The organism is Sorangium sp. So ce693, from assembly GCF_051521375.1.
In the GTDB taxonomy this organism is placed as follows: Bacteria; Myxococcota_A; Polyangia; order Polyangiales; family Polyangiaceae; genus Sorangium; species Sorangium atrum.
This window is the reverse complement of record NZ_CP150347.1, coordinates 446,460-465,179: the sequence shown is the minus strand read 5'-3', so window position 1 is coordinate 465,179 and position 18,720 is coordinate 446,460. Positions and strand designations below refer to the sequence as shown.

Below are 18,720 nucleotides of genomic sequence, written 5' to 3'. Positions count from 1 at the left end.
GCCGTTCACCTGATTGCGCCGGGAGGGCGGATCGGCTCTGCTCCGCCCTCTCGGATGAGCATGAGCTCCAGCGACGACGGACGATCCGCGCCCGCTCCAGAGGACGGAGCGGGCGCGTCCGCGGAAGGGGCTCGCGACGCGAGCGAGGGGCGCACCTCGAGGGCGCTCGTCTTCGTGCGCGAGCGCTTCGACGGCGCGTGCCTCGCCTTCCCCGTCGCGGCGCCGGACGTCGCGAGCTTCGGCCGCGACGAGGACGTCCTCGTCGAGCAGCAGCTCTTCCTGCGCGAGCACGCCATACGCGCCCGGCCCGAGGCGGTCTCCCGGCTCTCGTTCCCGCAAGGGACGGGCCTCCTCTCCGTGAGCGTCGCCGTCCCGCGCGACGATCTGCCGCGCAAGCTGCGGAACGAGGTGCCGGTGAGCTTCCCCTGCGTCGTCGTGCCGGCCGGCGAGCTGAGCGGGCGCGGGCAGACGGAGACACCGGCGGAGCGCGGCGATGGCGACGCGTGGGTGCTCGTGCCGAGCCTCGGGCACGCGTTCTACGTGGAGGCGGGCGAGCCGATCGAGGCGGCGATCCGGCACGAGGTGCGCCGGCTGCTCGCGTCGCAGGTCCTGTCGACGTGGGAGCACCTGGGGCTCCTGCCCGGGAGCGCGCACCGCCTGGAGGTGCTCCACACGCGGCTGCCCGAGCCCGAGCGCGCGGGCGGGCACGGGCCGCGCGGCGCCTCGATCGTGGAGCGCGCGAGGCGGAAGAAGGCGGTGGAGACGCTCGTCGCGGTGGCGACGCCGCTCCACGTGGCGGCGCAGCGGAGCCCGCACGCGACGCCGCCGCTCGCCTGCCGCGACGCGGAGCTCGCGCGCCTCGCGGCGCTGCTCGACGGCGAGGAGCGCCTCGGCGTGCTGCTCGTGGGCCCGGAGCACGCCGGGAAGACCGCGCTGGCGCTGGCGTACGTCGCCCGCCAGACGCGGCTCGTCTACGCGACGTCGGGCGCGCAGCTCATCGCGGGCATGAGCGGGCTCGGGCAGTGGCAGGAGCGCATCCACGGCGTGATGGAGGCCGCCGCCGCGCTCGACGCGGTGCTCTACTTCGAGAACCTCGACGACCTCCTGGCCGAGCGCGTCGACGGGGGGCACGTGGACCTGGCCGGCGCGATGCGGCCCTACCTCGACGAGGGGCGGGTGCGCGTCCTGTGCGAGCTCCGGGACGACCGGCTCGACGCGCTCGAGGGGCGGCACTGGGCGTTCTTCGCGGGCCTGAGCCGCATCCGGATCGATCCGCTCTCGGCCGAAGGCACCCGGAAGGCGCTCGGCGCGCGCGCCGAGCGCGACGGCCGCGTCGAGCCGCACCGCCCCGCGGTCGCGGCCGACGCGCTGACGGCGCTCGTCGATCTGGCGGAGCGCTACCTGCCGTACAGCGCGTTTCCCGGCAAGGCGGTCCGCCTCTACGAGGACCTGCGCGCCGTGCACGAGCGGGAGCGGACAGCGCAGGGGGAGCCGGTCACGCTCGGGCGGGGCGATCTCTACGAGCTGTTCTCGATGCGCACGGGGATGCCGGCGTTCCTGCTGCGCGACGATCTCCCGCTCCGCGTCGACCGCGTGGCGCGCGGCCTCGGCGCGAGCGTGGTCGGGCAGGAGCGCGCGGTGCGCGCGCTCGCCGAGACGATCGCCGTGGTGAAGGCGGGGCTCTCGCCGCCGGACAAGCCGCTCGCGGCGTTCCTCTTCGTGGGGCCGACGGGCGTCGGCAAGACCGAGCTGGCCCGCGCGCTCGCCGCGCTGCTCTTCGGCTCGCCCGATCGGCTCTCGCGGTTCGACATGAGCGAGTTCTCGAGCGAGGGCGCGGCCGATCGCCTGATCCGCGGGACCGACGGCGCGGGCGGGCTGCTCACGCAGCGCGTGCGCGAGCAGCCGTTCTGCGTGCTCCTGCTCGACGAGATCGAGAAGGCCCACCGGGCCGTGTTCGATCTCCTGCTGCAGGTGCTCGGCGAGGGGCGCCTGTCCGACGCGCGCGGCAGGACGGCGTACTTCCACAACGCGATCGTGATCATGACCTCGAACCTCGGCGCGGCGGAGCGGCGCGCGCGGGCCGGGTTCGCCGGCGAGCGGGGCGCGGAGCGGCCGGAGGAGCAGGCCGCGCTGGACGAGGCGCACTACCAGCGCGTCGTCGCGGGCGCGTTCCGGCAGGAGTTCGTGAACCGCATCGATCGCGTCGTGCCGTTCCGGGCGCTGACCCGCGCGGAGCTCGCCGAGGTCGCGCGCCTCACGGCGCAGCGCCTCGCCCAGCGCCGCGGGCTGTCGGAGGCGGGCGTCGCGCTCGAGGTGTCGGAGCGGGCGCTCGCGCGGCTCGCCGAGGACGGCCACGCGCCGGCGTACGGGGCGCGGGCGCTGCGCCGGCACGTCGAGGAGCACCTCGCGGCGCCGCTCGCGCGGCTGCTCGCGAAGCTCGGGGGCGACGCGCGGGAGCTCACGGTGTGGGTGGCCGAGGCGGGCGAGCCTGACGCGGCGGCGCCCGCCGACGGCGCCGTCGTGGCCCGCGCCGAGACGCCCGCGCTCCGCCTCGTGGCGCGGCGGCGGCGCGCGGCGAAGGCGGCGCAGCAGGCGTTCGGCGTCGAGCAGCTCGGCGAGCTCCGGCGCGAGGTGGACCGGTGGATGGGCCTCGGGCCGCTCGAGCAGCTCAAGGAGCAGATCGACTTCCTGCTGACGCAGCTGAGCCTCGCGAGCGGGCCGTCGCGCGATCGGCGGAAGGAGATCGACGCCGCGGCGCTGCAGGCGGAGCACCACCGGCTGAGCGAGCTCTGGGGGCAGATCGAGCGCGCGCAGGAGGAGATGCACGGCGTCGAAGAGCTCGCCCTGATGGCGCTGCTCGAGGGCGAGGAGGTGCGCGGGCTCGCGGGCGAGGCGCGCGCGGCGTGGGACGGCGTGCGCAAGGTGCTGCCCCGCGCGCTCGTCGCGACCGAGTCGCGGCGCGACGCGATCACGCTGATCCTGGAGGAGCTCGACGCGGGGGCGTTCGAGCGGTGGCTCGCGCCGCTCCTCAGGCAGCTCCCGCGGCGCGGGTGGAGCGCGACGCTGCACATCGACGGCGAGCGGGCCGGGCCCAACGACGGCGCGTGGCCCGCGAGCCGGCGGTGGGGCCCGCCGCGCGCCCCGGGCGACGTGCTGGAGGCGCTCGACAAGCCGAAGCGCGGGTTCCGGAGCGTGCTCCTCCGCTGCACCGGCGCGTACGCCGGGGCGTTCCTCTCGCTGGAGCGAGGGCTCCACCGGGTGGTCGCGCGCAAGCGGGACGCGGGCGAGGCTTCGGACGACGGCCGGCTGCACGTATTCGTGCACTTCGTCGCGCACGCGGCCGACATCGCCGAGGACCAGTGGGAGCACAGGTCGCTCGCCCCGCCGCCCGCCGGCTCGGCCGCGGCGCGGCGGCGCGGGGCGGCCGCGCGCGAGCTCGACGAGGTCGAGGGCGCGGCGCTGATCGCGGGGCGCAGGGCGCGGATCGCGATGGATCCGGCCTGGTACTGGGAGCGGCTCGACGAGGTCGCGCTGACGCACCTGCTCCTGTTCGAGGACGAGGGGAGCGGGCTGGATCGGAGCGAGTACTTCAGCGCAGGCGGGGACGGCGCGGCGCTGGATGATTTGCCCGACGCCTGACCTGGCGGAGCCACTACCCTGAGGCCGTGCACTTCACGATCCCGCTCTTCGAACGGCGGACCACGAACGTCGAGTGCGTGACGCTCGGCCTCGGCCCGAGCACGCGCTCGCGGGAGGGGCGGCACTCGGAGCGCGTCCGGCGCCTGCTCACCGACGAGCTCAGGCCCGTCTTCGAGAAGGCGCGCGCGGCCGAGATCGCGCGCTTCGAGTTTCCCCGCGGCATCCGGCTCGAGAAGGTGCGCCTCGAGCTCACGCTCTCCGGCGCCGCCGAGCGGCGCAAGGTGAGCGGGCTCTGCCCCGTCGTGCTCGAGCCGCGCTGGGCCTCGGAGCAGGAGCGCATCGTCTTCGCCTACCACCCCGCCCGCCAGGGCGAGGCCGCGCCGATCCGCGAGGATCTCCCGCTGGACGAGCAGCTCCGCGCGCTGTTCCAGGTCGCGTGGGCCGCGCTCGACGACGACGAGATCGCGCGGCTCTGGAGCCGGGGCAAGGAGCGCATCACGGCGCTGTCGTTCTCGTGCGCCCCGCGCTCGGCGCTCGCCGATCTGCCGGATCGACCGGGCGACGACGACACCGGCGCCGATCCGGCGTTCCGCTGGAAGAAGCGCCGGGGCCTCAAGGTCCTGCCGAGCCTCGGCGTGAGCCTCACGCAGCGCGCGGCCCAGGGCAACCTCGACGCGGGCGTGCCGCGATCGCCGCAGCGCGAGCAGCTCGCGCTGCTGCTCGGCGCGGGCAGGGCGCAGCCGGTCGTCGTCGTCGGCCCGCCGGGGTGCGGCAAGACGACCCTGATCCACCGGGCGGTGCTCGATCTGCTCGCGGCCGACGGGTACGGCGCGCACAAGAACCTCGACCGCGTCCGCGACGTCTTCGCCGTGAGCGGCCGCAGGCTCATCGCCGGGATGAGCCACCTCGGCGACTGGGAGAAGCGGTGCGTCGAGCTCGTCGACGACGCGCGCAGCCGCGGCGCGATCCTCGTGATCGACGACCTCCACCACTTCGGCCGGATCGGCAGGTCGCGCGAGAGCGAGCGCTCGCTCGCCGATTTCTTCCGCGGCCCGCTCTCCCGCCGCGAGATCGTGATGGTCGGCGAGTGCTCCCCCGAGGCGTTCCGCCTCCTCGAGCAGGAGTCCCCGTCGTTCGCGGCCCTGTTCACGCCGCTCTTCCTCCCCGAGGCGACGCCCTCCGAGACGTTCCGCCTCATGGTGCGGGAGGTCCGCGCGCTCGAGCAGCGCCACGCCGCCCGCGTGAGCCCGTACGTGCTGCGGACGATCCTCGATCTCGGCGGCTCGCTCCTCTCGGCGCAGGCGCTGCCGGGCAAGGCCGTCGACCTCCTGCGCGAGGTCGTCCGCGCGGGCGTGACGCCCTCGCCCTTCGGGGAGCCGGGGCCGGCGCGCGGCCACGCGCCGCGATCGGTCGGCTCGCAGGACGTGCTGCGGCTCCTGTCGCAGAAGACCGGCGTACCGCGGCTCCTCCTGGGCGGCGACGAGCCGCTCGACGCCGGCGCGCTGGAGGAGGAGCTCGGCCGGCGGGTGATCGGCCAGCCGGAGGCCGTGCGCGCCGCCGCGGACCTCGTGGCGCGCATCAAGGCGGGCCTCGTGGATCCGCGGCGCCCGTACGGCGTGTACCTGTTCACAGGGCCGACGGGGACCGGCAAGACCGAGCTCGCCAGGTGCATGGCGGAGCTCATCTACGGCAGCGCGTCGCGCCTGCTCCGCTTCGACATGAGCGAGCAGAGCGGCCCGGACGCGCCGGCGCGGCTCGTCGGCGATCGCTACGCGCCCGACGGGCTCCTGACGCAGCGGGTGCGAGAGCAGCCGTTCTCGCTGGTGCTGCTCGACGAGATCGAGAAGGCGCACCCGTCGGTGCACGGCCTCTTGCTCCAGCTCTTCGAGGACGGGCGGCTCACGGACGCGGCGGCGAGGCCCGCGCACTTCCACCACGCGGTCGTGGTGATGACGTCCAACCTGGGCGCGCGGTCGCGGGCGCTGGTGGGCTTCGGCGGCGCGGGGCTGCCCGAGGCGCGGGCGCTCGCGATCGCGGAGGAGTCGGCCCAGGAGGTCGCGCGGGCGGTGCGCGACTTCTTCCCGCCCGAGCTGTTCAACCGGATCGACCGCGTCGTGCCGTTCCGGCCGCTGACGCCCGAGGTGGCGGTGCGGGTGGCCGAGAAGGAGCTCGACCGGCTGCTCGCCCGGCGCGGGCTCGCCGAGCGGAGCGCCTTCGTGCGCCGGGGCGCCGGCGTGGCCGAGCGGATCGCGCGCGAGGCGTTCGTTGCCGAGGACGGCGCCCGCTCGGTGAAGCGGTTCATCGAGGACGAGATCGGATCGCTGCTGAGCGACGCGCTCACCCGCGGCGCGCCCGCCGCGATGCAGGTGATCCGCATCTTCACGACCACGCGCAGCGACGGCGCCGAGTCGCCCGGGTCACCCGAGTCGCCCGCGTCACCCACGTTTGCGCTGCACCGCGAGGCGCTCGCGGAGGCCGAGCCCGCGGCCGCGGCGTGGGCCCTCGCGCCGCTCATGGCGAGGCCGCTCGGCGCGCTCACGGCGGAGCTCTCGCTGCTGCTCGAGTTCGTCGACGCGCTCGATCGGAGCGACGACCTCGCGCGCCTCTCCGAGCGGATCCGCTACCACCTCGCGGAGCACAGCCGGACCGCGGCGGAGGGGCCCGAGGCGCACGAGCACGCGGAGGCGGTCTACAACCTCGACGCCATGCGCGGCGCGATCCGGGCGTTCCGCGAGCGGATCGACCTCGTCCGGCGGCGGAGCGGCGACGACGACGAGCAGCAGCACCTCGACCTGGAGGTGCGGCGGTTCGGCTACGTGACGGTCGAGGACGAGTGGAGCCGCTCCCGGGTGCGCCTCTTCCACCGGCGCCAGCTGCCGGGCCCGCTGCGCCGGCCGGCGAAGCAGGAGGTCCTTGAGTGCATCGCGGAGGGCCACGCGCTCCGGCGCGCGCTCCGCAAGGTGGACGAGCCGGGCCAGCACGCGGTCCTCATCGAGCTGCTCCGCGCGGCGCGCTTCGACGAGAGGCCGGCCGGCGCGCGCGACGAGCCCGAGGAGGGGCTCTTCGAGGCGCTCGCGCGCGCCTACGGCGAGGCGGGGGGCGAGGTGGAGGGGTGGGCCTGCGCGCCCCTCTGCAGCGCGTCCGACGGCGACGGGCACGCGCGCGTGGTCGAGCAGGGCCGCGGGGCGGCGGGGCTCGAGGCGCTGCTCGCCGCCCCCGGGCGCGGGGCCGAGCTCCTCGTCCTGAGCGTCGTGGGCCTGTGCGTGACGGACTTCTTCGAGCTGGAGACGGGCGCGCACGTCTGGACGTCGCTCTCGCGAGGCCCCGAGGTGGTGCGGGTGCGCGTCCTGCCGGCCCGGCCGGGCCTCTCGCCGGCGGGCGCGGTCCGGGAGCACCTCGAGCTGCAGGCGGCGTTCGACGAGGCGGCGCGGCGCGGGCGCGCGCTCCCGCCGAACCCAGCCGAGCTCCTCCCGGTGGTGCGACGGGTCCGGTTCGACCCGCCGCGCCGCCCGGGCGCGACGGCGTCTATCGAGATCGAGGACTACGTGATGGGATATGCCGAGTCGGCGCTGGTGCGGAGCCTGTCGCAGGCGCTGGCGCCCCTGTGGCTGCTCCGGATGAGCCGGGAGGACGTCGCGTAAGCCCGTAAGCCGGCGCGCCCCGGGCTGCTGCTCCGGGAACGCGCGGCGGTGGGCGGCCTCTCAGGGCAGCCGGAAGAGCGGGCGACCGTACTCCATGAAGGGCCACGGGATGGCGGCGAGGATGACGAGCAGCGTGATGAGGACGCCGAGCGCCAGGCGCCGGTGCTGCGCGGTGGGGTCCGGGGCTCGCTTCGCCCGGGCCCAGGCGACGTGGGCGACCGCCACCGCCACGATCATGGTGAAGATGTGCTCGACGGCGAAGAAGCGCAGCGCCGCGATGGGCATGGCGGCCTTCAGCGCGGCCAGCGACGTGGGCCTGAGCGGGCTGAGCGCGGTGTAGAGCAGGATGCCGAGGAGGAACTGGGCGTCGAGCGAGCCGACGAACGCCGCGCCGACCTTGCGATCCGCCGCCGTCCACGGCCCCCGCTGAGCCCAGCCACGGACCGACCGCGCGAGCGCCAGGAGCCCGAGCAGCAGGACGACCCAGCGCAGCCACGAGTGCGCGACGAGGACGAACGAATAGATCATGGACCCTGCTTTCCGGCCGCGGTGCCGGCCTCGATGATGTACTGCGCGATGTCGGCGAGATCCGACTCCCGGACGCCGCGGAAGCTGGGCATCGGGGGGACGTCGGCGCGCTTGCGCCCCGGGGTCACGGCCCAGCGGACGATGCCCGCGGGATCGGCCCTGTAGAGCCCTGCGATCTCGCTGAGCGGAGGGCCGACCAGCTTGGAGCTGGGGGCGTGGCACGCCGCGCAGAGGGTGGAGAACATGGCCTTGCCCTTCGCGGCCTGCGGCGAGAGCGCGACCGCCTCCTCGGCGGGCCTCTTGCACGCGGCCACGAGCAGGAGCAGGGCGGCGAGGATCGGCGACCACTTCATGCGGGCGGCCCGGAACATAGCGCGCGACGGCCCGCGTGGGGCCGACGTCGCGCTGCGAGGATCACCAGGGCGCCGCGCGCCCGGCCAGCCCGAGCTGGCGACCGCGGCGCAGGGCGCAGGGGAAACGCCGTCGCATCACGACGGTCACTGCGTCTTGAAGAGGTCCAGGATCCCCTGCCCGATCGCGGCCGGGTCCGGCACCGCGACGCCGGTCGGCTCGGTGCCCTCGAGGAACACCTCCTCCACAGCGCCCTCCTGGCCAGGGAACGCCGGCATCCCGCTCTCCGGGTCGATCGGGAGGCGCACGATCCCGAGCGGCTCCGGGAAGTCGGTCGCCGGCCGCCCCGCGTGCGCCTTCTCCATGAACGCGATGAACGCCGGCAGGGCGGCGCTGCTGCCCACCTCGCGCGCGCCGAGCGTCGTGGCGTCGTCGAAGCCGGTCCACACGGCGCACGCGATGTCGGTCGAGTAGCCGACGAACCACGCGTCCCTCGCGTCGTTCGTCGTCCCGGTCTTTCCGGCGATCGGCCGGCGCAGCGAGAGCGCCTGCTTCGCCGTGCCGACCTTCACGACCGAGGTGAGCAGGTCCGTCGTGATGTACGCCTCCGCCGCGGTCATCACCGGACGCGGCGGGGGCCGCGCCGGCAGGGGCAGCGCCTCGCCGCGCGGGCCCGCGATCCTCGTCACGAGGACGGGCTCCTGGTACGCGCCGCCCGCGGCGAACGTCGCGTAGGCGGCCGCCATCTCGCGCGGGGTCACCTCGTAGGAGCCGAGCGCGAGGGACAGGTCCGCGCCGAGCTTCGACGCGATCCCGAGCTCGCGCGCCCACGCGACAACGCCCTCGGGGCCGACGTCCCGGAGCGCCGACACCGCGGCCACGTTCACGCTGTGGGCGAGCGCCTCGCGCAGGCGCTTCGGGCTCTGCCCTTCGCTCTCGTCGTAGTTGCCGGGCCGATAGCCCTCGAGCGCCGCCGGATCGGTCTCGAGCATCGACGCGGCCGTGAGCTTTCGCGAATGGATGCCGTAGCCGTAGACGATCGCCTTGAAGGTCGATCCTGGCTGGCGGTGCGCGTTGCTCGCCCGATCGAGGCCGCCGCGCGCGCCCTCGTAGCCGCCGGCGAGCGCGACGATCTCGCGCGTGCGCGCGTCGATCGCGACGAGCGCCCCCTGCGGGCCGAGGTCGAGCCGGAGCTTGCCGGCCTCGGGATCGCCCTCGAAGCGCACGCGCAGCACCTTGCCGACCTCGGCGAAGCGGCTCGGCGGGAGCCCGCGCGGGTTGTACCGGCGCTCCTTGCGCAGATCGACGGTGCCTTGCGCCGTGCCGACGCGGACGGCCAGCGTCCCGCGCGCGTCGTCGGCGCCGGTCACCGCGCCGAGGTAGGCGCGGCCCGCGTCCTTGGGCGCGCCCTGGAACGGCGCCGGATCCCCCTTGGCGCGGGTGAACGGCGCGACGAGCCCGTGCCGCGCGGCGTAGGCGTCGAGGTTCTGGCGCACCGCCGCGCGCGCCGCGGCCTGCATCTTCGGGTCGATCGAGGTCACGACCGTGTAGCCGCCGTACCTCGCGTCGGGCCCGACGGCCTTCCGCAGCGCGCGCTCGGCCTCGGCGAGGACCTCGGGCGCGAGCTCGTCCAGGTGCTCCGGCTCGGGCGCGAGGCGGATCGGCTCCGCGAGCGCAGCGTCGATCTGCGCCGCGGGCAGGAAGCGCTTCTCGCGCATCTGACCGAGCACGAAGGCGCGGCGCTTCTCGGCGCGCTCCTTGTTCACGCGCGGCGAGTAGATGGAGGGCCCCTTCACGAGGCCCGCGAGGAGCGCCGCCTCGGCCAGCGTGACCTGACGGACGCTCTTGCCGAAGTAGAACCGCGCCGCCTCCTCGACCCCGTAGCGCCCGTGCCCGAAGTAGATGTGGTTCAGGTAGAGCTCGAGGATCTGGTCCTTCGTGAGCTCCTGCTCGATGCGGCGCGCGAGGAGGAGCTCGCGCACCTTCCGGTCCAGCGTGCGCTCGTGCGTGAGCAGCACGTTCTTCACGACCTGCTGGGTGATCGTGCTGCCGCCCTGGCGCGCCTCCGCCGAGCGCAGATTGACGATCAGCGCGCGGAGCATGCCCAGGTAATTGAGGCCGTCGTGTTTGTAGAACCTGGCGTCCTCGGCCGCGAGCGCAGCGAGGCTCATCACCGGCGGGATCTCGATGACGGGCACGAGCGTCCGGCGCTCGACGAAGAGCTCACCGATGACGGTGCCGTCGCGCGCGAGGAACCGCGTCACTTGCGGCGGGTTGTAGCTCTTGAGCTCCTCGGTGGTCGGCAGGTCGCGCTCGTAGTGATGGACGACGAGGAAGAAGGCGACCACGGCGACGGTAAGGAGGCAGGCGAGGGCGATCGCGAGCCGCTTTCCCCAGCGGAGGAGCAGCGCGCGGGGCGGCAGCTTGGGCCGCGGCGCGCGAGGCTCCCGCCGCAAGCGCCGCAAGAGCGCGCCCTGCGCCGCTCGCAAGAGCGTGCCCAGCGCCGCTCGCGCACGCTCGGCCGCGGACCGCCGCGGGGACCAGAGCCGCGTCGGCGCGCGCTCGCTCGGCGAGGGGCCTGAGCCATCGGCGCCACCGTCATCGGGGAGCGTACGTTCCACGGGTGCGGCCCGATCGCTCGATGCGTCGGGCGGCACGGCGGGCTTTCGCGGGAGATCCGGGGTCATGCGTCAGCGCGCCGGAATCACCAGCCCCGTCGCGGCGGTGAGCCGATCCAGCCACGCCACAATATCACGAGCCCGGACATCGACGCAGAGGCCTCATGGCTGCCGGCGTCCCAGCCGTGGAGCGCAAAATTTTTGGTGCGGGCATCGGCCCATGGCAGGCTGCGGCGAGACCTGGAGAAGAGGTGAGAGGCGCCGCGCCCTCGCCGGCCCGATCGATAACGCCGTGCCCATGACGAAGCTCAAGATTGGCTCAAGTGGAGAGAGGGGTCTCGGCGTCTTCGCGTGCGGCCTCATCGCGAAGGACGAGACGGTCGAGCGTGTGCCGGTGATCGTGCTCCCGGATCCGCAGTGGGAGCTGCTCGAGCAGACGGCGCTCCACGCGTATTACTTCCTCTGGGGAGAGCACGCGGCGGCGATCCCGACCGGGCTCGGGATGCTGTACAACCACTCCCCCGAGCCAAACGCAAAGGTCATCCGACACCTCGAGTCGAGGGAGATGGAGATCGTCGCCGTGCGCGACATCCATCCAGGCGAAGAGGTGACGTTCCGCTACGAGTCCGTCTGGTTCCCTCTGAAGTAATCTCTTCCGAGGTGCTCCATGGCGGGGCGCATCTTCGTGCGTTACGGGCTCATCGGCGCCGTTCGGCTCGATCCGTTGGATCCAGAACCGTGGCGCACGAAGTATCGCCGCTGCCCGCTGCGACAACTCTCGGACGTCGATCGAGGCGCCGTGGTGCGCGATGCTGGGCACCGTCGCATGCCACCGGCAGAGTCGAACTGTGACGTCCGTGCGGAGGTGAGGACGGGATTCGAACCCGCGTATAACGGTTTTGCAAACCGTTGCCTAACCACTTGGCTACCTCACCGACTGTTCGAAGCGGCGCGTGGTCATGCCTCATCTCCGCCCGGCTGTCAACGCCTTTGGTGCCCCCCGTCTCCATTCACGATTCACGCGGCCGAGCCGCCTCTTCCGCCAGCGCTCCGCCGCGCTCGTCCAGTCGCCGTTCTCGCTCTGTCTTCCAGCTTCCAGCTTCCTCCGTCCCGATCCTGGAGCCGGCGAAGGGGGGAGGGGGAGCGCACGGCGCGCGCTGGGGACGGGCCGCTGTCCGAGCGACTCTGCGTCTGCGTTCACCTCGCGAAGCGAGGTGAACGCAGACGCTCACGCGAGTTCGGCGGGGCCCCAGCGCGCGCCGTGCGCTCCCCCTCCCCCCTCCGCCGGCCGCTGCCCCTTGGAGGGGTGCTCCCCGCGTTCCCCCGCAGCCCTCCAGAACCCCCGCACCGCACCGCGCCGCGGCGCCGCCCCGCGCTGATTACTGTTCGCGCCCGCCGCGCCGCGTCCTTCTCGCGCGCGGCACCCTCTCCCGCCCCCCCAGGGCTCGCCCGATGTAGCTGGCCATGTAGACCGCCCGCCGCGTCGCCTGGAGCAGCCCGCGCGGCACGATCCCCTTCCCCGTCTGGAACGGGTTGAAGCGGAGGGCGCGCTGGTCGATGTCCACCAGCTCGTACAGCTCCATATCGGCCACTGCCATCCACCGCGCGCGCGAGCCCCCTCGCCTCACCTCGAGGCGCATCAGCGCGAGCCCCGCCGCAGCGGCGCGCTCCAGCTTCTCCCGGCGGTTGCCTTTCACCACCGACGCGCGCAGCGGCACCAGGCGGAACTCCGCGCGACCGAGGCCGGCCACGTCGAACCGCGCCAGCGCGTAGTAGTCGTTGTCCAGGAAATCGTGCCTCTTCGTCGTGAAGAGCGCGAACGGGAGCAGCCAGAATCGCCGCGCGCTCACGAAGAGGAGGTCCTGATCGCCGGCGCTCGCGGCCGGCGTCACCTCTTCGCTGGTCCGGAAGCGCACCGCGACCCCCAGCACCTCCGGACGGCGCTCGCCCTTGCCGTCCCGCCACCGCCATATCCCGCCCGAGAGCCGCACGAGCGCCGGCCCCGCAAGCCGCTGCGCCAGCGCGCCGACCTCGCCCTCCGCCGCGAGCGCCTTCACCCCGGCGCAGTAGACCACGCCGTCGGGATGGAACAGCCTCGCTCTCCGGATGAAGCTGCCTCCCAAGGCGATGGGAGACAGCGCTCCGCCGATCACACGCCCAACCGCTTCCAAGAACCGCATGGTGACCCCTCCCTCGAACCTGGAGCGCCGGGGGCCAATCGCAAGTTGGGCGCAGCCCGACAGCGGCCCTCACGCGGCGCTCACGCGGGTCGAGGCGTCGAGATCCGCTGTTCTCCGCGCGCGCTCCGTTCTCCCGCGCAACGGCGATTCCAGGGAAGCGCCGTGTCCCCGGCGCTCCCTCTCATGCCGCTCGCGCCGAGTCCTCCAGCGCCCCTCGCTCCTCCGCGCGCGCCCTGTCCCCCGCGAGCGCCGGACGGCGCCCACGCGTCACCCCGCGCCGGCCTTCGCCGCCGGGTCGATCGCCGGAGCGGCGTCTCGCTCCGCCCGGTACTCGATAAGGCGCTTCGCCACGAGCGTCAGGAGCGCGAGCAGGACGAGCAGCGAGGCGACGGCGAACGCCGCCGAGAAGTGGAACTCGTTGTAGAGCACCTCGACGTGCAGCGGCATGGTGTTGGTCTGCCCCCGGATATGCCCCGAGACGACCGACACCGCGCCGAACTCGCCCATCGCCCGCGCGTTGCAGAGCACCACGCCGTAGAGCAGGCCCCACTTCGCGTTGGGGAGGGTGATGCGGAAGAACATGCTCCACCCGCTCGCGCCGAGCGACAGCGCCGCGTGCTCCTCGTCGGCCCCCTGGCTCTCCAGGAACGGGATGAGCTCGCGCGCGACGAACGGGAACGTCACGAACGTCGTTGCGAGGATGATCCCCGGACGATCGAAGATGACCCGGAGGTCGTGCTCGATGAGCCAGGGGCCGAGCACCCCTTGCGCCCCGAAGAGCAGGACGAAGATCATGCCGGAGATCACCGGCGAGACAGCGAACGGGAGATCGATGAGCGTGACGAGCAGGCTCTTTCCCGTGAACTCGAAGCGCGCGATCGCCCAGGCCGCGGCCACGCCGAAGACGAGGTTGAGCGGCACGGCGATGATCGCGGTCGTGAGCGTCAGCTCGATGGCGGCCACGGCGTCCGGCGCGGTGATCGCCCGCCAGTACCCCGCGAGGCCGTCCTTCAACGCCTCGATGAACACCGACACGACCGGCAGGAACAGGAAGAATCCGAGGAACGCGAGCGCCACCGCCGTCAGCGCCCAGCGCACCAGCGGGGGCTCGGACGTGGCGCCGCGCACCGCCCCGCGCGACCTGACCCGCAGCTTGCCCGCCGCGCCAGCCATTACGACGCGACCCCGGGCGCTCTGGCCCCCGCGGGCCGCTCGGACGCGGGCTTGGGCGCTTCGACAGGGCTCCGCGACGACACGCGCGCGCCGCTCCAGGACTGGAGTCGGTTGATCAGGAAGAGGAGCACGAAGGAGCAGAGCAGCATCACGAGCGCCAGCGCCGTCGCGCCCGCATAGTCGTACTGCTCGAGCTTGGTCATGATGACGAGCGGCGTGATCTCCGTCTTGAGCGGCATGTTCCCGGAGATGAACACGACCGACCCGTACTCGCCGAACGCCCTCGCGAACGACATCGCGAACCCGGTGAGGATCGATGGCCAGAGCGCGGGCAGGAGGATGCGACGGAAGATCTCGAATCGACCCGCGCCGAGCGACGCCGCCGCCTCTTCCTGGTCGACCTCGAGCTCCTCCATCACCGGCTGGACGGTCCGAACGACGAACGGGAGACCCACGAAGGTGAGCGCAATGACGACGCCCAGGCGGCTGAACGCGCTCTGGATCCCGAGCGGGTACAGGAATCGACCGACCCACCCTTGCTGCGCATAGATGGCCGTGAGCGCGATGCCGCCGACCGCCGTCGGCAGCGCGAAGGGCAGGTCGACGAGCGCGTCGACGATCGATTTGCCCGGAAAGCTGTAGCGCACGAGCACCCACGCCACGAGGACGCCGAAGACCGCGTTGATGCCCGCCGCGATGAGCGACGCGGAGAAGCTCATCTTCAAGGAGGCGACGGCGCGCGGCGACGTCACCACCGCCCAGATCTCGGCGGGCTGGAGCGTCGCCGTCTTGAGGAAGATCATCGACAGCGGGACAAGCACGAGCAGCGACAGGTACGTTACCGTAATCCCCATCGCCAGCCCGAAGCCGGGCAGAACGCTCTGTCGCCGCCAGAGGAGAGCCACGAAGTCTACTTACCGGCCTGGTAGATCTGGTCGAAGACGCCGCCGTCGGAGAAATGCGCCTTCTGGGCTTTTTGCCACCCGCCGAACACGTCGTCAATCGAGAAGAGCGCGACCTTCTGGAAGACACCCTCCGACTCGGCCGCCGCGAGGATCGCCGGGTTGCGCGGGCGGTAGAAGTGCTTCACCGCGATGCGCTGCCCCTCCTCCGTGGAGAGGAAGGCGAGGTATGCCTCCGCCGCGGCCCTCGTCCCGCGCCTGTCGACCACCTTGTCGACCACCGCGACAGGCGGCTCGGCGAGGATGCTGATCGACGGCACGATCACCTCGAACTTGTCCTTGCCGCTCTGCTTCACCGCGAGCAGCGCCTCGTTCTCCCAGGCGATCAGGACGTCGCCGAGCCCACGCTCGACGAACGTCGTGGTCGAGCCGCGCGCCCCCGTGTCGAGGACGGGCACGTTCTTGAAGAGCCGGCCGACGAAATCCTTCGCCTTCGCCTCGTCGCCGCCTGCCCGCTTCAGCTCGTACCCCCACGCGGCGAGGTAGTTCCACCGCGCCCCGCCGGAGGTCTTCGGGTTCGGGGTGATGACCGCCACGCCCTCCTTCACGAGATCGTCCCAGTCCTTGATGCCCTTGGGGTTGCCCTTGCGCACCAGAAAGACGATGGTCGACGTGTAAGGAGCGCTGTTGTCCTTGAGGCGCGCCTGCCATCCCTCCTTGATCAGCCCGGCAGACGCGACCGCATCGACGTCGTAGGCGAGCGCGAGCGTGACCACGTCCGCCTCGAGCCCGTCGATCACCGACCGGGCCTGCTTGCCCGAGCCGCCGTGTGATTGCTTGATGGTGACGTCCTGTCCGCTCTGCTCCTTCCAGCGCTTCGCGAAGGCGGCGTTCACCTCTTCATAGAGCTCACGCGTGGGGTCGTACGAGACGTTCAGTATCTGCAGCGACCCCGACTTCGAGGCGCCGGCCGCATCGCCCTTCGAGCACGCCGAGAGCGCCAGCGCCAGCACACAACAAAGCATCGTCATCAAGCATCGCATCGATCGTCCCTACTCCCTCATCCAGCCGCGAGATACCGCGATTCCCGCTGCGCGAGCGCGTCGAGCAGCTGCTGGAAGCGCGAGGCGCCGCAGCGCCGGGCCATGAACGCGGCGCGGCCGAGCTTCTGGCAGAGCTTCTTGGCGAGGAGCACACCGCCGTGGCTGTTCACGTCGGTCAGCACGATCACGAGATCGGCCCGCTCGATGGCCGCCCGCAGCTCGGCCGCCCCGCGGCCGCCCGTGTTGCCCGTGTGAAACTCCAGATGGTGCCCCGCCTGCAGGGCCATCCGCTCCAGCTGAGCCTGGTTGCGATCCAACCCACCAATCCAGGTGATCCGCATCGCTCCGCCTCCTTGCTCCTCGCAGCGGGTGACCGCCGCTATAACGGACATATCTCACGCTAAAGCAGAGGACGCAAGGGAGTTCTGCCAAAATAACGGAGGACATGTCTTGGATACCGGAGGGACACGAGGCCGGTGGGGTCCGGAAATGCGGCCGGGCTACCTACCTACCCGCGCGAGCCGTAGGTCATGACGAGGTACATGACGGCCTCTGAGCTGCCCGGGTTGCGGTAGCTGTGCGGGCTGTCGGCCTCGAACAGGATGGCGTCGCCGGTCTCGAGCAGGCGCCGCTCGCCGGCCACGGTGATTTCCACCGAGCCCTCGGTGACGATCAGGTTCTCCGCGGTGCCCGGGGCGTGCGCGTCGGCGTGCTCGACCGAGCGCGGCGCGAGGCGGAGCTCGTAGAACTCCACGTTGCGCGGCCGGTCCATCGGGAAGAGCGCCCGGGAAGAGAAGTCGCCGTTGCGCGATCGCAGGATGCGCGCGTGCGAGGACTGCATCACGGTCGTGACGGGCGAGGTCGCCTGGCTCATCAGCGCCGAGAAGGGGACCCCGAGGGCGCGCGCGATCTTCCAGAGGACGTTGATGGTCGGCGTGCTCTGGCCCAGCTCGATCTGCCCGAGCATTGCCCGGCTCACCCCGGACGCCTTCGCCAGGCGCTCGAGCGAGAGGCCGCGCTCGGCCCGGAACCGCTTCAGGTTGGAGGCGACGACCGGCGTGAGGTCCGACGCCTCGTCGAACGCCGGGTCGTCCCCGCCAGGCTCGCTCGCCGGGGGCGGGGGTGGGGACGGCGGCTCGGCAGCCGCCGATCGCGCGGGGGTCTGGGCTCTGCGTGCCTTCACTGGACGCGTATCCGCCATGGTGGAGGGCGCGCGTCAAGCAAGCGGGGGGAAGGCGCGCTCAGGGGCCGCTGGAGACGGCCTCCGCCGCCGGACTCGCGGCCGACGGGCGACGCAGCGAAGGCGCAGGCGCCGCCAGGAGCACCGGCGAGGTATGGCCGGTGATGAGGCGGGCGCCGCGCTTGAAGGTGATGTACTGCCACATCCACGCGAACATGACGGTGAAGCGGTTCCTGAAGCCGATAAGGAACAGCACGTGGACGGCCAGCCAGGCGAGCCACGCCAGCGTGCCCGACATCTGCAGGCGCCCGACCTTCGCGATGGCGCGCGAGCGGCCGATGGTCGCCATCGTCCCCTTGTCGAGGTAGGCGAACTGCCCGCGCGGGCGGCCCTCGAGATCGCCGAGGATGCAGCGCGCGACGAAGCGCCCCTCCTGGATCGCGGCAGGGCTGAGGCCGGGCACGTCGACGCCGTTCCGGTCGCGGAGCATCGCCATGTCGCCGATCGCGAAGACGTTCGGATGCCCGGGGAGGGAGCAGTCCGGCCCGACCTTCACGCGGCCGACGCGATCGAGCTCGACGCCGAGCGCGTGGGCGAGCGGGGTGCCGCGGACCCCCGCGGCCCAGATGACGGTCGCGGCGCGGAGGCGCTCGCCGTCCTCGAACTCCACCCCCTGCTCGTCGATGCGGCGGAAGCGGCGCCCCTTGATGACCTCGACCCCGAGGGACGTGAGCTGCTCCTCGGCGCTCGCAGAGAGGCTCTCTGGGAAGGCCTGGAGGATGCGGGCGCCGATCTCGACGAGCAGCACCCGCGAGAGCGAGGGGTCGAGGGAGCGGAAGTCGCGCGCGAGGATGTAGCGCGCGAGCTCGGCGAAGGCGCCGGCCATCTCGACGCCCGTGGCGCCGCCGCCGATGACGACGAACGTGAGCAGCCGCCGCCGCGCTGCAGGGTCCTCCTCGCGCTCGGCGGCCTCGAAGGCGAGCAGCATGCGCTCGCGGATGGTGAGCGCCTCGTCGAGGTTCTTGAGCGCCGGCGCGAACCGGGCCCACTCCTCGTGGCCAAAGTAGTTGTTCGTCGCGCCGACCGCGAGGATCAGGAAGTCGTAGTCCAGCGGGTCGCCGTCGACGGAGACGCGCCGGCCGGCGAGGTCCACGCCCGTCACCTCGCCGAGCAGGACCCGGACGTTGCGCTGGCGCGACAGGACCGATCGGATCGGGACCGCGATGTCGGCCGGCGAGAGGCTGGCCGTCGCCACCTGATAGAGCAGCGGCTGGAACAGGTGGTGATTGGTCCTGTCGATGAGGGTGACCCGGACGGGCGCGTCACGGAGCGCCTTTGCCGCGTTCAGGCCGCCGAACCCTCCGCCGACGATCACGACGTGAGGCTCTCTCGCGGTCGTTGCCATGGTGCCTCCTGGCGAGGAACGCTTCCTCGGTGGCACGACGATGGTAGGGGGCGCAGATCA

13 protein-coding genes and 1 tRNA gene are annotated in these 18,720 nt (G+C 72.8%); 3 read left to right on the top strand and 11 right to left on the bottom strand.

The window, feature by feature from the left end; all coding sequences use genetic code 11:
• The first annotated feature begins 60 nt into the window (after window positions 1-60).
• Window positions 61-3,639 carry an AAA family ATPase gene (locus WMF14_RS01760; RefSeq protein ID WP_437798456.1) on the top strand — a complete coding sequence of 1,193 codons (3,579 nt, stop codon included), beginning with the start codon at window positions 61-63 and terminating at the stop codon, window positions 3,637-3,639.
• A 26-nt stretch (window positions 3,640-3,665) separates the two neighbouring features.
• Window positions 3,666-7,280 carry an AAA family ATPase gene (locus tag WMF14_RS01755; RefSeq protein WP_437798455.1) on the top strand — a complete coding sequence of 1,205 codons (3,615 nt, stop codon included), beginning with the start codon at window positions 3,666-3,668 and terminating at the stop codon, window positions 7,278-7,280.
• A 60-nt stretch (window positions 7,281-7,340) separates the two neighbouring features.
• On the opposite strand, the gene WMF14_RS01750 is transcribed toward WMF14_RS01755, so the two are convergent.
• The 3 genes from WMF14_RS01750 to WMF14_RS01740 form a co-directional block, all read right to left on the bottom strand.
• The gene (locus tag WMF14_RS01750) at window positions 7,341-7,808 is read right to left on the bottom strand and encodes a hypothetical protein (RefSeq protein WP_437798454.1); all 468 of its coding nucleotides are present in this window, start codon (window positions 7,806-7,808) and stop codon (window positions 7,341-7,343) included.
• Window positions 7,805-8,161, bottom strand: coding sequence for a c-type cytochrome (locus tag WMF14_RS01745; protein ID WP_272097445.1), 357 nt, complete (start codon window positions 8,159-8,161; stop codon window positions 7,805-7,807). Before WMF14_RS01745 ends, WMF14_RS01750 begins: the two co-directional genes overlap by 4 nt.
• 144 nt (window positions 8,162-8,305) lie before the next feature.
• Window positions 8,306-10,780, bottom strand: coding sequence for a penicillin-binding protein 1A (locus WMF14_RS01740; protein ID WP_437798453.1), 2,475 nt, complete (start codon window positions 10,778-10,780; stop codon window positions 8,306-8,308).
• Between the two features lie 295 nt (window positions 10,781-11,075).
• Between WMF14_RS01740 and WMF14_RS01735 the strand changes: the two genes are divergently transcribed.
• Window positions 11,076-11,426 (top strand): SET domain-containing protein, encoded by a 351-nt coding sequence (locus WMF14_RS01735; protein WP_272097443.1) that lies wholly within the window; start codon window positions 11,076-11,078, stop codon window positions 11,424-11,426.
• Window positions 11,427-11,640: 214 nt separating this feature from the next.
• On the opposite strand, the gene WMF14_RS01730 is transcribed toward WMF14_RS01735, so the two are convergent.
• From WMF14_RS01730 to WMF14_RS01695, 8 genes are all read right to left on the bottom strand, one after another.
• Window positions 11,641-11,712: transfer RNA gene (locus tag WMF14_RS01730), tRNA-Cys, on the bottom strand.
• A 444-nt stretch (window positions 11,713-12,156) separates the two neighbouring features.
• On the bottom strand, window positions 12,157-12,957 hold the full coding sequence (locus WMF14_RS01725) for a hypothetical protein (protein WP_437798452.1): 801 nt from the start codon (window positions 12,955-12,957) through the stop codon (window positions 12,157-12,159).
• Window positions 12,958-13,224: 267 nt separating this feature from the next.
• Window positions 13,225-14,130, bottom strand: coding sequence for a sulfate ABC transporter permease subunit CysW (cysW, locus tag WMF14_RS01720; RefSeq protein WP_272097441.1), 906 nt, complete (start codon window positions 14,128-14,130; stop codon window positions 13,225-13,227).
• Window positions 14,130-14,984 carry a sulfate ABC transporter permease subunit CysT gene (gene cysT, locus WMF14_RS01715; protein ID WP_373372221.1) on the bottom strand — a complete coding sequence of 285 codons (855 nt, stop codon included), beginning with the start codon at window positions 14,982-14,984 and terminating at the stop codon, window positions 14,130-14,132. Before cysT ends, cysW begins: the two co-directional genes overlap by 1 nt.
• 56 nt (window positions 14,985-15,040) lie before the next feature.
• Window positions 15,041-16,063: a sulfate ABC transporter substrate-binding protein gene (locus tag WMF14_RS01710; RefSeq protein ID WP_437798451.1), complete on the bottom strand. Its 1,023-nt coding sequence runs from the start codon at window positions 16,061-16,063 to the stop codon at window positions 15,041-15,043.
• 29 nt (window positions 16,064-16,092) lie between these two features.
• The gene (locus WMF14_RS01705; RefSeq protein ID WP_272097438.1) at window positions 16,093-16,416 is read right to left on the bottom strand and encodes a DUF2325 domain-containing protein; all 324 of its coding nucleotides are present in this window, start codon (window positions 16,414-16,416) and stop codon (window positions 16,093-16,095) included.
• Window positions 16,417-16,583: 167 nt separating this feature from the next.
• Window positions 16,584-17,258: a helix-turn-helix domain-containing protein gene (locus WMF14_RS01700; protein ID WP_437798450.1), complete on the bottom strand. Its 675-nt coding sequence runs from the start codon at window positions 17,256-17,258 to the stop codon at window positions 16,584-16,586.
• 58 nt (window positions 17,259-17,316) lie between these two features.
• Window positions 17,317-18,660 (bottom strand): NAD(P)/FAD-dependent oxidoreductase, encoded by a 1,344-nt coding sequence (locus tag WMF14_RS01695; protein WP_272097436.1) that lies wholly within the window; start codon window positions 18,658-18,660, stop codon window positions 17,317-17,319.
• Between the last annotated feature and the right edge of the window lie 60 nt (window positions 18,661-18,720).